The organism is Pedobacter glucosidilyticus DSM 23534 (genome assembly GCF_000425145.1).
Lineage (GTDB): Bacteria > Bacteroidota > Bacteroidia > Sphingobacteriales > Sphingobacteriaceae > Pseudopedobacter > Pseudopedobacter glucosidilyticus.
This window is the reverse complement of record NZ_AULF01000024.1, coordinates 1-14,096: the sequence shown is the minus strand read 5'-3', so window position 1 is coordinate 14,096 and position 14,096 is coordinate 1. Positions and strand designations below refer to the sequence as shown.

At 34.7% G+C, this 14,096-nt stretch carries 16 protein-coding genes and 1 tRNA gene; 6 read left to right on the top strand and 11 right to left on the bottom strand.

The window, feature by feature from the left end:
- Positions 1-234 precede the first annotated feature (234 nt).
- A complete protein-coding gene (locus H510_RS0109435) occupies positions 235-852 on the top strand; it encodes an outer membrane beta-barrel protein (protein ID WP_026904099.1) in 618 nt (205 codons plus the stop codon).
- A gap of 121 nt (positions 853-973) precedes the next feature.
- On the opposite strand, the gene H510_RS0109430 is transcribed toward H510_RS0109435, so the two are convergent.
- The gene (locus H510_RS0109430) at positions 974-1,450 is read right to left on the bottom strand and encodes an Lrp/AsnC ligand binding domain-containing protein (RefSeq protein WP_026904098.1); all 477 of its coding nucleotides are present in this window, start codon (positions 1,448-1,450) and stop codon (positions 974-976) included.
- Between the two features lie 163 nt (positions 1,451-1,613).
- On the opposite strand from H510_RS0109430, the gene H510_RS20125 reads away from it, so the two are divergent.
- The 3 genes from H510_RS20125 to H510_RS20120 all read left to right on the top strand — a co-directional run bounded on the left by H510_RS20125 (position 1,614) and on the right by H510_RS20120 (position 2,727).
- Positions 1,614-1,725 (top strand) — tRNA-Asp (locus tag H510_RS20125).
- Between the two features lie 518 nt (positions 1,726-2,243).
- Entirely contained in the window at positions 2,244-2,459 is a 216-nt protein-coding gene (locus H510_RS0109425) for a hypothetical protein (RefSeq protein ID WP_026904097.1), read from the top strand.
- Between the two features lie 94 nt (positions 2,460-2,553).
- On the top strand, positions 2,554-2,727 hold the full coding sequence (locus tag H510_RS20120; protein WP_155977914.1) for a hypothetical protein: 174 nt from the start codon (positions 2,554-2,556) through the stop codon (positions 2,725-2,727).
- A 99-nt stretch (positions 2,728-2,826) separates the two neighbouring features.
- Here H510_RS20120 and H510_RS0109415 read toward each other — a convergent pair whose 3' ends face one another.
- The 7 genes from H510_RS0109415 to H510_RS0109385 all read right to left on the bottom strand — a co-directional run bounded on the left by H510_RS0109415 (position 2,827) and on the right by H510_RS0109385 (position 7,800).
- Positions 2,827-4,137 (bottom strand): ABC1 kinase family protein, encoded by a 1,311-nt coding sequence (locus H510_RS0109415; protein WP_036692478.1) that lies wholly within the window; start codon positions 4,135-4,137, stop codon positions 2,827-2,829.
- A 177-nt stretch (positions 4,138-4,314) separates the two neighbouring features.
- Complete coding sequence (locus H510_RS0109410) at positions 4,315-5,001, bottom strand: TetR family transcriptional regulator C-terminal domain-containing protein (RefSeq protein WP_342662625.1); 687 nt, start codon at positions 4,999-5,001, stop codon at positions 4,315-4,317.
- Positions 5,002-5,020: 19 nt separating this feature from the next.
- On the bottom strand, positions 5,021-5,662 hold the full coding sequence (locus H510_RS0109405) for a flavin reductase family protein (protein WP_026904094.1): 642 nt from the start codon (positions 5,660-5,662) through the stop codon (positions 5,021-5,023).
- A gap of 1 nt (position 5,663) precedes the next feature.
- Entirely contained in the window at positions 5,664-6,362 is a 699-nt protein-coding gene (locus H510_RS0109400) for an SDR family NAD(P)-dependent oxidoreductase (RefSeq protein ID WP_026904093.1), read from the bottom strand.
- 1 nt (position 6,363) lies between these two features.
- Positions 6,364-7,065 (bottom strand): GTP cyclohydrolase I FolE, encoded by a 702-nt coding sequence (gene folE, locus H510_RS0109395; protein WP_026904092.1) that lies wholly within the window; start codon positions 7,063-7,065, stop codon positions 6,364-6,366.
- Positions 7,028-7,441 (bottom strand): 6-pyruvoyl trahydropterin synthase family protein, encoded by a 414-nt coding sequence (locus H510_RS0109390; RefSeq protein WP_026904091.1) that lies wholly within the window; start codon positions 7,439-7,441, stop codon positions 7,028-7,030. The genes folE and H510_RS0109390 overlap by 38 nt, the downstream gene beginning before the upstream one ends.
- A gap of 71 nt (positions 7,442-7,512) precedes the next feature.
- Complete coding sequence (locus H510_RS0109385) at positions 7,513-7,800, bottom strand: TIGR03643 family protein (RefSeq protein WP_026904090.1); 288 nt, start codon at positions 7,798-7,800, stop codon at positions 7,513-7,515.
- Positions 7,801-7,840: 40 nt separating this feature from the next.
- On the opposite strand from H510_RS0109385, the gene H510_RS19885 reads away from it, so the two are divergent.
- Positions 7,841-7,993, top strand: coding sequence for a DUF2256 domain-containing protein (locus H510_RS19885; protein WP_081659247.1), 153 nt, complete (start codon positions 7,841-7,843; stop codon positions 7,991-7,993).
- A 37-nt stretch (positions 7,994-8,030) separates the two neighbouring features.
- Positions 8,031-9,374 (top strand): DASH family cryptochrome, encoded by a 1,344-nt coding sequence (locus tag H510_RS0109380; protein WP_026904089.1) that lies wholly within the window; start codon positions 8,031-8,033, stop codon positions 9,372-9,374.
- Between the two features lie 933 nt (positions 9,375-10,307).
- Here the strand turns inward: H510_RS0109380 and H510_RS0109370 are convergent.
- The 3 genes from H510_RS0109370 to H510_RS0109350 all read right to left on the bottom strand — a co-directional run bounded on the left by H510_RS0109370 (position 10,308) and on the right by H510_RS0109350 (position 13,891).
- Complete coding sequence (locus H510_RS0109370) at positions 10,308-10,616, bottom strand: hypothetical protein (RefSeq protein WP_026904087.1); 309 nt, start codon at positions 10,614-10,616, stop codon at positions 10,308-10,310.
- Between the two features lie 1,129 nt (positions 10,617-11,745).
- Entirely contained in the window at positions 11,746-11,946 is a 201-nt protein-coding gene (gene vapB / locus H510_RS0109360) for a type II toxin-antitoxin system VapB family antitoxin (protein ID WP_026904086.1), read from the bottom strand.
- 808 nt (positions 11,947-12,754) lie between these two features.
- Positions 12,755-13,891, bottom strand: coding sequence for an ATP-binding protein (locus H510_RS0109350; RefSeq protein WP_026904084.1), 1,137 nt, complete (start codon positions 13,889-13,891; stop codon positions 12,755-12,757).
- Between the last annotated feature and the right edge of the window lie 205 nt (positions 13,892-14,096).

Sequence of the window (14,096 nt, the reverse complement as noted above, 5' to 3'; positions counted from 1 at the left end):
CAACATTTTTCTTACGTATCAAGTATATCATTATCTTAAAATGCTTCTCCTATTACCTCTGTAAAAGTCAGGCATAAGTAAAACTTAAGTCAGATTAGATTCATATAGCCCATGAATCAACAAGTTAACTTAGATTAAACGTACAGGCCTTAAAAATATTTTTGCATTATAGATTTTTAGACTAATTTTGACTAACAGTCGAAAGACAAAGTAAAATATAAATATAAAAAAGACATGAAAAAATTAATTTTATCAATTGCAGTATTAGCAGGACTAGGTGTTTCTGCACAAGCACAAACAGAAAAAGGAAAAATTATTCTTGGTGGTTCAGTAGCTTATCAATCAGAAAAATCTGATGCTAACGGTGCTAATGCTGGTGAAAGTTTTAACGTACTTCCTAGTGTTGGATACTTTGTAGCAGAAAACATTGCCATTGGTACAGGTATAGGTTACAACTACAGCAATGTAGGAGTTGCAAGTGCTACCGGACAAAGAGAAGAGTTTTTAGTTAGTCCTTTTGGTAGATATTACACTGCTTTAGGCGAAAAATTCAAATTCTTTGGTCAGTTACAAGTACCTTTGGCTTTTGGTACTGTAAAAGCTACCGACGCTAGTGGCGATGCGGGCTCAAAAACTGGTACTTCAACTTCAATTGGTGTAGCATTATCTCCAGGTTTTGCTTATTTCCCAACTAAGAAAATTGGTATTGAGTTTGCCCTTAACGGAATATCTTACAACAATTACCGTGTAGAAGATACTAATGGTAACGAATTAAAAGGTGCTGGCAGCGATTCTTTTGCAATTGGCACAAACTTCTTTGCACCTAGAATTGGAATTCAGTTCCATTTCTAAGCATATAGCTGGTTGGATAGCTAAAAAGCGTACTATATGGTACGCTTTTTTTGTTTTTCTGCTATTGTATGCAAACATCAACACCTTTAAAGAGGTGTAAACTACAAGCCTTATTGTTTTATTACTTAAGTGTGATTTGCCTTTTAATACTTTCCTCTAAAGAGATAAAAGTTTCGGTACGTTGTATACCTGGTACAGCCTGTACTTGATCGTTTAAAACGTGACGAAGATGCGTGGTATCTCTACAAATAATCTTAGCAAACATAGAATAAGCACCCGTACAATAATGCAGCTCTACAATTTCTTTTACTTGCTTTAGTTTCTCTACAGCATCATGGTATATAGAGCCTTTTTCTAGATAGATACCTAAAAACGCACAAATATCATAGCCAACTTTTTGTGCATCCACAATTAAATTTGAACCTTTGATGATACCCATATCCTGCATCTTCTTCATCCTTACGTGTATAGTACCACCTGAAACAATGAGTTCTTTGGCAATTTCTGTATAAGCTGTAGTTGCATCATTCATCAGGATAGACAAAATTTCAATATCCAGATTATCAATTTCTAAATTTTGGCGGGCTTTATCAATCATGTTTTTGCTATTTTTTAATCGTAGACAATATTAAATAAAAAATTACTAAAAATTAAAATATATTGTTGAAATATTTGTAAAATATAAGTTTTGCTATTACATTTGTATTGTTCAATCACGAGAAAGAAGGCGATCTTCTTCAAAAATTGAAAAATAAATATACTGTAGGGTGGTGAAATTGGCAGACACACCTCCTTGTCTCGGTGGCGAAGGTTTGGGAAATAGCAGCAATGTGAAATAACTACTTCGTGTAGGTTCGACTCCTACCCCTACAGCCCTTTCGTTTAATTTAGGTTTATAATTGGTTAGTTTAAGCTCAGTTCTCCCCGTTCTGAGCTTAACTGTTTTATAGGGGTTTGGTTACGAGCATTTAAGTTTCTTTCATTTTTAAAGCATCGGCTCTAACGCGTAATACAAGCGTTTTTCGGTTCTAAAACAAGATTTATACATCTAAGGGCATTTTTACTTACTTCTACTACTTTGAACGACTCATTTTAATACAACTTAAAATGAAACCAAACTTCGAGTACCCACTCCATCCAGATTGTAAACCAGCAGCAGTTTCAGGACGTAAGATTACAGACAAATGGTATGTCTACTTCATTGCATTCTAGATGATATACTGTCTACTTCTGAGAATATAAGAAAATCTTGGATAAAATTGTATGAGGATGGAAATATGCAATTACAATGTAGGTTAACAGGCAAAAAGCACCTTATTACTAAAGAGTTTTTTGATAAAGTAAAATGGGATTAGTTTTTATACTTTTGATTAAGGATTAAATTTTGCAGGATGGATATTCAAAGCAGAAAATTAGAATTCATTCAAGACTTCCTAAAGTTACAGAGTGAAGAAGCAATTATTCAATTGGAGAAGCTTTTGAAAAAAAGTCAGAAAGTTGAAAAAGAGAATAGCTTTAAGCCGTTTACTGTAGGAGAATTGGAGGATAGAATCTCAAAATCAGAACAAGATTTTCAAAATGGCAGATTTAAAACGCAAGACGATTAGAAAAAATACCTGCTAATTGGTGAAACAACCTGCGTCCGCACAACATTAGAAACTTGAAAACAATTTTGTAAATTTGTTTTAAAAGCATCAAACTATGACACATGCAGAAAAATATATAATTAAAACTTATTCAGGACTTTTTGAAAGTTTGAGCTCAATTAGCAAACTTGAGTTGTTAGAAAAACTCGCAAAATCAATAAGAAAAGATACAAAGATTAAAGAAAAAGTATTCTTTAAATCCTTTGGTGCACTTGCTTCTGAAAAATAAGCAGCAAAAATTCCAATGAGATTTAGGAAAATAGAGCATTAGGAAACTAAATGAGGTTATAAATAAGCTAAAAAAAACTTTAAAATTCCTCCACAAACATTAATAAGCCAATTGTACGTGTGGCTTATAGGTATCTGTTCTGATATTTGCTTTTAGCTCATGCAAAATATTGTATAAACCAAAGTTGGTACGATTTACATAAATAAAATGCTTCACACCACGAGCCTGTTTAAATTCGGGCATTTTAGCTATTTTCTCGCCAAAGGTGTATAATTCATCAAAGAAATGGGTTTGCCCGAAATCAAATTCACCTGTCATATAAGGTTCTGCAAAGAGGGTAATCATTTCTTTATAGGTTTGGTAATAGAACTCTATTTGTTGAGCATTATCTTTTGGCAAAATCATCTCTAAAAGCCTAAAAGCTTTGATGGTTTCTTCTTTATTGTTCAATAATTCTGTTGATGTAGTAGAGAAAAAAGGATAATAGAAATCATCTGGGATTTCTTTGATACATCCAAAATCTATAATACCTAGCTTGCCTTCAGGAGTAATTAAGAAATTACCCGGGTGCGGATCAGCATGTACTGCTCTTAATTCATGCTGTTGAAAATTATAAAAATCCCAAAGTGCCTGGCCAATTTGATTTCTTAATTCCTGACTAGGGTTGGTTTGTAAAAACTCTTTCAGATGCAGACCTTCAATCCAATCCATCGTAATTATTCGTGGACCAGACAATTCTGGATAATACGCCGGAAAAACTAGATTGGGAATATTAGCGCAAGCTTTAGAAAATTCTAGAGAGCGCTTTACTTCTAATTCATAATCTGTTTCTTCTATCAAGCGCTCTTCAACTTCTTTCATGTAAATATCCAGCTCTTTTTCGCTCATACCTAGCAATCTAAAAGCAAAGGGTTTTACCAATTTAAGATCTGATGAAATAGAACTGCCAACACCTGGATATTGGATTTTTACTGCTAATTTTTTCCCCTTTAAAGTAGCTTGATGGACCTGTCCAATTGATGCTGCATTGGTTGATTTTAAGTTGAAAGTATCGTAAATCTTATCAGGAGACTTACCAAAATGCTTTTTAAAAGATTGCACAATCAATGGTCCGCTTAAAGGTGGCGCATTGTATTGTGATAAAGAAAACTTATCTACATAAGCCTTTGGCAGGATATTTTTATCCATACTAAGCATTTGTGCTACTTTTAAAGCACTGCCCTTAAGTTGGCTTAAAGAGTTATAAATGTCGCTGGCATTATCTTCATTCAGTTCATCTCTACTTAAATCTGGATTGAAAAGTTTTTTAGAGTAATGCTTGATATAATTACCGCCTATTTTTATACCTGTGCCTACAAATTTTGCAGAACGAGCTACTTTACTAGATGGAATACTGTTTTGCTCTTTCATTTTTATATGTGAGTAATAGATGGAATGATACGTGATCTATTGGTTTAGATGCTCAAATCCATCCTTATTTTTCAGTCCTTATTCCTTGCCCCTTTATTCCTTTATCTTTATTCCTTGCTCCTTTATCTTTATTCCTTGCTCTTTACTCCTTGCTCTTTACTCCTTACTCCTATAAAGTTAAAAAGCCATTTTTATACCTGCATGCTGTGCTAAAAACTTTCCATATTCAAATAAATTATCGATAGGAGAGCGCTGGAATAAATCAAAAGTTACGTTGATACCTTTTTCTATGGCTTCATCGGTTTTTTCAAAACCTGCGGATTGATCTTTGACCCAGAAGTTTAGTAAGAAGGCTACTTGTAACCAAAGTGCATCCACATATTTATCGCTAATAAACTTTCTTTCTGAAAGCTCGCCGCTTTCTAAACCATCTTGTATTATTTGGGTGCTAAACTCTGTAAAAGTTTCTTTCGCTGAACTTAATGCCGTTGGAGTTTTAAGTCCTTTCTTAAAACTTCTTACGCTGTGTAAGGCATAACTTCTTTTGCTTTTTAAGAGCTCAAAAAAACTGTAGAAGAAAGAAAGGGCTTTTTCTCTTGCCGAATATTGTTCCCAAACTTCCTGACTTTTAATCTCGGCGATGGTTTTAGAAAATAAATCATTCCAGATATCAGCTTCTATAGCGCTAAAAGAGGCATAAAACTTATAAAATTCTTCTTCTGCCATTTTATTCTTTTTAGCAAAAATAAAAACCGATGCAGGCTGTTTGCCCTCCGTTAATAGATGTTCTATATAAGCGTTCTGAATTTTTTCTTTAGTACCCATTGCTTTTGGCTTTTTTTCTGAGACTTTATTTTCCATCATCTTCAAGATTAATTACTTCTTAAACGTTTATTTCTTCCGGATGTTTTTCTGGTTGTGCATAGCTTAATCTGGCTAGCAATTGGGTGCTATGGTAAGCATCTAAACCAGCCACAGTTACCGTATTTGTTGCAGCAAGATTTACGTAACCATCTGCTAAAATTAAATTCTCATCAACCAAAACATGTTGCACTTCGCCAATAACTATGCGAGTACCATTTAACGCAACCGGTATGATTTCTTTTAATTTTAAGCCCAGTTTAACTGATGATTCTTTCACAAAAGGAGCATCAAAGCCTTCTAAATATTCCTCCTGAAAACCACATGCAGCAAACTCAGATTCACCGGCTTTATACCTAGCACTGGTTTGATGTGCCGCTTTGTAAAATTCTTCTTTAACGTTATTAAGTGTATAAAACCCGCTTTCGCTGATATTTTTTAGGGTTTCATGCTCTGGTCCGTCTGGCCTTAGCACCATGCCGATATAAGGCGGATTTGCCCCAATATGAAAAATGGAGTTAAATAATGCAATATTGGTTACTCCGGTATTATTACTTTTTGTAGCCACCATCTGTAGGCTTTTAAAGCCTGATATACTGTTCATAAAAGTGGTACGGTACCTGGATGGCAGCTCAGTAATTTGCGCTAGTGTAAGATGCTTCATCTTAAAATGATTTTAATGTAGACATTCCACCATCTATACCTATAACTTGTCCGGTTACCCAAGAACTTTTATCAGATAAAAGAAAATAGGCTGCTTCTGCAAGTTCTTTTGCGGTACCCACCCTACCCAGTGGGTGTCTTTTTTCTGAGGCTTCTCTTCTTTCTGGTGTAGCTAATAAGCTAGCTGCCAAAGGCGTATCTGTTAAAGAAGGTGCTAGTGCATTTACTCTTATTTTTGATGCTGCAAATTCTGCTGCCAGAGAAACTGTTAAACCTTCTATAGCACTTTTTGCTGCCGATATAGAAGCATGAAAACCCATACCTGCTTTTGCAGCTACAGTGCTAAACAACAAAATACTAGCTTGTTTAGCTGCTTTTAATTGTGGTAAAACTTGCTGAATAACTTTAACCGCACCAATAACATTTACTTCATAATCTTTTCTAAAATCGTCTGCCGTTAAACGGGGGAAAGGTTTCAAATTGATAGTACCTGGACAATAAGCTAGACCATGTAAATTTTCTGGTAAATGATCCTTTAAGACAGAAATATCTTCCAAAATATCCAAGGCTACAAATTTTGCTTCCAGAGGTAATTCTCCTTTATGCCTAGAAACAGCAATGACCTCATGCCCATCAGCAAGCAGCTTTTTAACTAATGCCAAACCTATACCTGTACTACCACCAATTACCAAATAATTCATGTTATCCTATATGTTTTAAAAATTCGTTACGGGTATCAATATCTAAGAATTTGCCACCATATTCTGCCGTTACTGTAGAGCTTTGCACATCTTTGATTCCTCTTGATGATACACATAAGTGCGTAGCATCAATGACAACAGCAACATCTTCTGTATCTAAGGCTTGCTTTAATTCGTTAGCAATTTGCATGGTTAAGCGCTCTTGCACTTGCGGCCTTTGTGCAAAGTATTGTACTATACGGTTTAATTTTGATAAACCAATTACTTTACCATTGCTGATATAAGCTACATGTGCTTTTCCGATAATAGGAACAAAATGATGCTCGCAGTTGCTATACAAAGTAATATTTTTTTCTACCAGCATTTGATTGTACTGGTACTTGTTGTCAAAAAGCTTCATATCTGGCTTATTTGCCGGATTTAACCCTTTGAAAATTTCTTTTACATACATTTTAGCTACTCTTTGCGGAGTACCTCTTAGGCTATCGTCAGTAAGATCAAGCCCTAAAATATCCATGATATGCTTAAAATGATGAGCAATTTGGTCTATTTTAACATCGTCTTCTAAATCGAATGCGTCTGGTCTTAAAGGTGTATCGTAAGATGTGCCAATATGTTCGTCGCCTAACTCATCAAAATGAGTTAATAAGTCTTTTTTTAGTGGTTTAAGCTGGGTACTCAACATAGTTTCTTTCAGTTTCAAAAAGTGTAACATAAAGATCTAGCGCATGATCTAAATGCGCTCTTAGTATATTCCAAATTACCATAGCAATGTTTTCTGCAGTAGGGTTTAAGTCTTTAAACTCTGCCACATCCAAATTAAGGTTCTTATGGTCAAATTTTTCTACAACATGCTCTTGGATGATATCAGATAAAATTTTCATATCTACCAGGTAACCTGTTTGCTCATCGGTGTAGCCAACAACTTTTACAACAAGTTCATAATTATGTCCATGGAAGCTAGGGTTATTACACTTACCAAAAACTTTCTTATTTTCTTCATCACTCCATAAGGGGTTATGAAGCCTATGAGCGGCATTAAAATGTTCTTTTCTGTAAACGGCTATTTTCTGTTTCATTGTAAGTGTAACATCAAGGATATAGTTTTGTTTAACTTTTATAGATAATTCTTAAACAAATGTACGATGGATTATCGTTTAGAGATTTTGTTTAATGTAATTTGACGTTGTAATGAACATTTAAAGCGGTTTACATCTTGGGCTCTTTTCTTTTGATGTTTGATAGAAACTTGGTGAGCCCGCTCTCTCCATAGCCTCCAACTTGATGGTTTAAGCTCTCTTCTCATCAGCCTAATCACCTCTTGTTCTGATAATTTAAATTGATAAGCTATAGCCTCAAATGGCGTACGGTCTTCCCAAGCCATCTCTATAATCCTATCAATTTCAGCCGGGCTTAAGTGTTTAAAATCTTGTTTCATTCCTCTTTAAACATCCGAAGTATTTTATTGTTTAAGTAACATGAAGAACAAAAGCGGTAAGGTTGTTAGCAAAGCTTATTTACCCTCAAAACTTTGTGCATCATGTCATCGGCCTTTTTCTTGGCGTAAAAAGTGGGAAAAATGTTGGGAGGAAGTAAAATATTGCTCAGAACGTTGTCGAAATATGAAATAATAACCAAATTGCAGGCATTTTAATTATAAACCTTGGTATGAGTAGTAAAACGATATTAGTATGGTTCAGGAATGATTTACGTATTCATGACAATGAAATATTGCTTGAAGCTACTTTAAAAGGTGCTAAAATTGTTCCAGTCTATATTTTTGATACTCGTTATTACACACAGTCTGTTTATCAAACTCAAAAAACAGGCGTTTTTAGGGCGCAGTTTACTATAGAAAGTGTTACTGATCTAAGACTTTCATTACAAAAACTAGGTGGAGATTTATTGGTATATACCGGTATTCCAGAAGAAATACTTCCCGAAATAGTTAAAAAATATCAGGTTGATGAGGTTTATCACCATAGAGAGGTAGCTTCTGAGGAAACTAAAATTTCTTCTCTGGTAGAGGATGCCCTCTGGAAAAGTCAAATCAACTTAAAGCATTTTATAGGTCATACTTTATATCATAAGGAAGATTTGCCTTTCCCTATAAAAGACATTCCCGATGTATTTACAAAATTCAGGAAAAAAGCAGAAAAAGAGGGTCAAATACGCTCGGTATTTACCACGCCAGAAAAAATTGTAGTTCCTAATAACTTAGAACAAACAGAAATTCCAACACTTCAAGATTTAGGTTTTGAAGCATTTCAGCCCGACCAACGTAGGGCTATAAATTTTATAGGCGGCGAAACAGAGGGCTTAAAAAGGTTAAATTATTATTTGTGGGAGACAGATTTTCTAAAGCAGTATAAAATCACCAGAAATGGTTTAATAGGTGCTGATTATAGTTCTAAACTCTCGCCTTGGCTATCTGCCGGATGCGTTTCGCCAAGAGAAGTTTATTGGGAAGTTAAAAAATATGAGAAAGAGCGTGGTGCAAACGACTCTACTTATTGGCTGATTTTTGAATTGATTTGGAGAGATTATTTCCGTTTCATGTTTAAAAAATATGGCACACAATACTTTATACAAGAGGGGGTAAAAGGGAAAGCTCAGGATTTAGCACCTAACCAAGAAGAGCTTTTTGAGAAATGGAAAGCTGGCAAAACGGGAGTACCTTTTGTAGATGCCAATATGAGAGAGCTTAATCTAACAGGTTTTATGAGCAATCGTGGCAGACAAAATGTGGCTTCTTATTTAGTGAAAGATTTAAAAGTAAACTGGACTTTAGGAGCAGCTTATTTTGAAGAAAAGCTTATTGATTACGCCCCCTCTAGCAATTGGGGGAATTGGGCTTATGTTGCTGGTGTAGGTAATGACCCTCGAGAAGACAGGTATTTTAACATCCCAAAACAAGCTAAAGAGTATGACCCTAAAGGTGAATATGTAAAACTATGGCTACCAGAACTTTCTGACCGTAGTGTAGAAACTGTACATGAAAATTATATTTAAGGGGGTACGGGGCTTTAGTGATTTCTTCTGGCGTTTATAACGAGTACTTAACACTGGTAATCGTATCGCTTTTTGATTAAGTGCAGATTTTTTTAACTGCAGAGGTCGCAGTGTACACAGAGATTTTCCTGGTTTTATTTCCTAGCTGGATGTTGTTTAATGCGTCATTTTGTTATCATGAACGCAGTGATTTATCTTTATATGAAGGTTATAAAAGACTGCTTCATGCTTCGCAGTGACAAAAACCTGAGCAGAGTTCTTCTTGAGCTCGTTTGCAAACGAGTTCTTACTATGGGGTAGCGATTGTATCGCTCTGTTTATTAAAAGCAGATTTTTTTTAACCGCAGAGGGCGCAGTGTGCACAGAGGTCTTTCTAGTTTTGTTACCTAGCTGGATGTTGTTTAATGCATGATTTTGTTATCATGAACGCAGTGATTTATCTCTATATGAAGGTTGTAAAAGACTGCTTCATGCTTCGCAGTGACAAAAACCTGAGCAGAGTTCTTCTTGAGCTCGTTTGTAACGAGTTCTTACTTTGGGGTGGCGATGGTATCGCCTTGATTATTAAAAGCAGTTTTTTAACCGCAGAGGGCGCAGTGTGCACAGAGATTTTTCTGGTTTTATTTCCTAGCTGGATGTTGTTTAATGCGTCATTTTGTTATCATGAACGCAGTGAACTATCTCTATATGAAGGACATAAAAGACTGCTTCATGCTTCGCAGTGAAAAAAACCACGAGTGCCTGCCTGTCCGGTTATGTAGAGAATAGAGAGGATTCTCACCCTGAGTGGAGTCGAAGGGGGGGGTTACGACTGCTAAAATGCTTTTAACAGACCCTTTCAGGTTCAAAAGTTAGCGTAACATTTATCTTCAAGTTGCTATTGAACAGTCTTATCCTGCGTTTATCCTACGTTCATCTTACGTTAGTCTTACGTTAAGATGATACTTGTTCTTTAGTTGATGCCATGTAGTCTGTAATAGCTTGGTGATATACCGATTTACCCGGTGGGGTATGAGCGGCGACTTCTTGTTTCTTTTTTGGATCTGCTAAAACTGATTGAGCATATCGTACAGCTTTAGAAAATCTACTTTTCTCTTTTATTTGCTTTTCACTAGGAACTACATTAGACATATCTGGGTAACTACATACAAATACTTTTTCATTTCGGGTTTTAAAAACTATTTGCTTATTAAGCGCACCGCTTAGTCCTTGTAAAATGATGTTATTTTTTACTCTTGCCATAGGTAACTTATTTAAACTCTAAGATATTGAAATAGAGCGTTTTTTACAAAATACATTCCAATCAATATCATCCATCATAGAGCGTATGTATGAAAGACTCGTATACCTTAACTTTTGCTGATATTTCTCAAATAAAAATTCCATTTTGTTTATTAGAATAAACAAAAATTTAAAATATTGCTTAGCGTAATAAACAATATTAAGAGTTTTGCTCACTGCAGTAACTCTTTTAAAGCAAAGACCGCAATATTCATAAAGATTTTTCTGGTTTTGTTACCTAGCTGGATGTTGTTAAATGCATGATTTTGTCATCACAAACGCAGTGATTTATCTTTATATGAAGGTTATAAAAGACTGCTTCATGCTTCGCAGTGACAAAAACCTGAGCAGAGTTCTTCTTGAGCTTGTTTGTAACGAGTTCTTACTTTGGGGTGGCGATTGTATCGCCTTGATTATTAAACGCAGATTTTTTTAACCGCAGAGGGCGCAGTGTACACAGAGATTTTTCTGGTTTTATTACCTAGCTGGATGTTGTTTAATACATCATTTTGTTATCATGAACGCAGTGATTTGTCTTTGTATGAAGGTTATAAAAGACTGCTTCATGCTTCGCAGTGACAAAAACCTGAGCAGAGTTCTTCTTGAGCTCGTTTGTAACGAGTTCTTACTTTGGGGTGGCGATTTATCACCTTTATTATCTAAAGTATTTTTTTTTTACCGCAGAGGGCGCAGTGTTCACGGAGTTACCATATCACATCTAAAGGATATTTTTTTATATGTTCATCCTTAGAGATTAAAATAAAATTATAACTTAGAGCTGTTGAAATGATTAATCAATCAAATGGGTCCCTGTGAATGAATGATAAATCTTTAAGTATATTCAATTCGCTCATAAGGATAGGTAAAATTTCGATATCGCTTTTTACACAGGCTTCATAGAGTTCTTGTAAACTATAAGATAAATTAAGTTTACCTAGCGATTGTTTAATGGTAATTTCCCAAAAACTGGCTATACTAACATAAAGACTCTGATTAGCGTCCGTAAGAATCTTTATCGAGTTGCTAGACAAAGTAGGATGATTATCTTGCATCCAAAGCAAGGTATGCGTATCTAATAAAAATCCTTTCACTACATATAACTTTTAAAATCCTCAAAGGGATCGTCAAATGAGTCACTCATCTTCATCTTACCTTCTAATAAACCTAAAGGTCTTTTTTTGGATGAAATGACTGTTTTTTTTACTTTTTTTTCTAAAATAAAATCAACAACTTCTTGTTGGTATTTTTCGGGTATAAGCCTAATTTTTTCCAAAATTTCAGTCGTACTCATTTGTATCTTTAATTATTTAAATAAAAGTAATAAAATATTATATAAAAGCTATGGAGAAGTACCACTATTCAAGTGTAAATTTGAGGCTCTATAATAAATTGCTATGTTATGTAGAGAAATTTCTCATTTAAACAAGTCCGTTTGGCTCAACACCAAATTCTACCTTGTATTCCAATTGTTTTTTAAGCTCGTTTGCAAACAAGTTCTTACTATGGGGTGACGATGGTATCGCCTTGATTATTAAACGCAGATTTTTTTTACCGCAGAGGGCGCAGTGTATACAAAGATTTTTCTGGTTTTGTTACCTAGCTGGATGTTGTTTAATGCATGATTTATCATCATGAACGTAGTGATTATCACTACATGAAGAATATAAAAAAGACTGCTTCATGCTTCGCAGTGACAAAAACCATGAGCAGAGTTCTTCTTGAGCTCGTTTGTAACGAGTTCTTACTATGGGGTGGCGATTGTATCGCTCTGTTTATTAAACGCAGATTTTTTTTACCGCAGAGGGCGCAGTGTGCACAGAGATTTTCTTGGTTTTATTACCTAGCTGGATATTGTTTAATATATGATTTTGTTATCGTAAACGTAGTGATTATCACTATATGAAGAATATAAAAAAGACTGCTTCATGCTTCGCAGTGACAAAAGACTCTGTATAAGATATTAGCTCTCCCATAATGAAATTGAATAAGTTAAATAGTTTCGCTACTCACCATTACAACAATAGACTATTGACATGCTTATCATAACAATTAAAATAAAGCTATCCTAACAGCTAAGTATGCCATTGAAAAGTATAAGATTAGATAATTCCCCCGGCCCATAATTGCTCTAAAAAGGCTTTCCAAGGTTTAATTGTAATATTGCCAATTTTTCTTTCCAAAGGATCATTACTTACCACCATAAGTTTTTTTACAGGGTACTCCTCAGAAAAGCTTTTCAAACCTTTTAAATGACGTTCTTGTACATTATTGGTAGCTTTTATTTCTACAGCTACTTCATGGTCTCCCAGTATAAAATCAACTTCAATTTGTGATGATGTTCTCCAGAAAGAAATTAAATAGTTTAAATCCGAATATTTACTATGTGCATAAAGTTCCTGATAGATAAAATGTTCAAAAGCATGACCGAAAGCCTCGCTTCCATCTTCTATTTTATGACGTTTAAGTAAAACGTTAGCAATACCTACATCAAAATAGTAAAATTTAGAGGCTTGCACTACTCTACGTTTAGGCTTTTTCTGAAAGCTGGGAACAAAACGACCTATTAAGGTGTCTTCTAAAATTTGAAAATATTCTTTTACGGTTACAGAACTTACACCACAGTCTGCAGCAATATTAGTATAGTTAACCATTTCGCCATTAGAGAATGCTGCTGACTCCAAAAACTGATTAAATGCTTGGATATTTCTAATCTTAGCTTCCGCAATAATTTCGTCTTTAAGATAATTGCCGATATAAGCCTCTAATAACTTCTTAGGATTATCTGCCAAATAATGCCTAGGCAATAATCCATTATTCAATGCTTTTAATAAATTAAAATCCGGAATTTCAGAATAAATTAGAGAGTACAATTCATATCTTAGTGCTCTTCCTCCTAATAAATTCGAGCCTGATCTAATGATTTGCCTTGGGCTAGAACCGCTAAGTATAAATTTTACTTGATGATTCACTATAAGCCAATGAATTTCATCCAACAATCTGGGTATCTTTTGAATTTCGTCTACAATAACTACTTTATTAGGATTGGCTAAAACAACTTCCCTAAATTGTTCCGGATAACTTTGATATCTTCTAAATACATCCGAAAGCAGGAGATCAAACCACACGGCATCTGGAAATAAATACCTTAATAAGGTGCTTTTACCTGTTTGCCTTGCTCCCCAAAGAAAAAGGCTTTCTTCTCCTGAACCTTCCAAAATTTGCTTTCTTAAAAACATACTTTAATATATCATGTAAATTTAAAGTGAAACTTTAATATATCATGTAAATTTAAAGTTTAATTTTCGGTTTTGTGCATATCATTTATAGCTAATGTTATTAGCTAATCGAAGGGATTGTCACCCTGAGTGGAGTGGAAGGAGGTGTATGATAAGCAAAATGCTTCGACTCCGCATAGCATGACACAAAAGCCCAGAGTGCTTA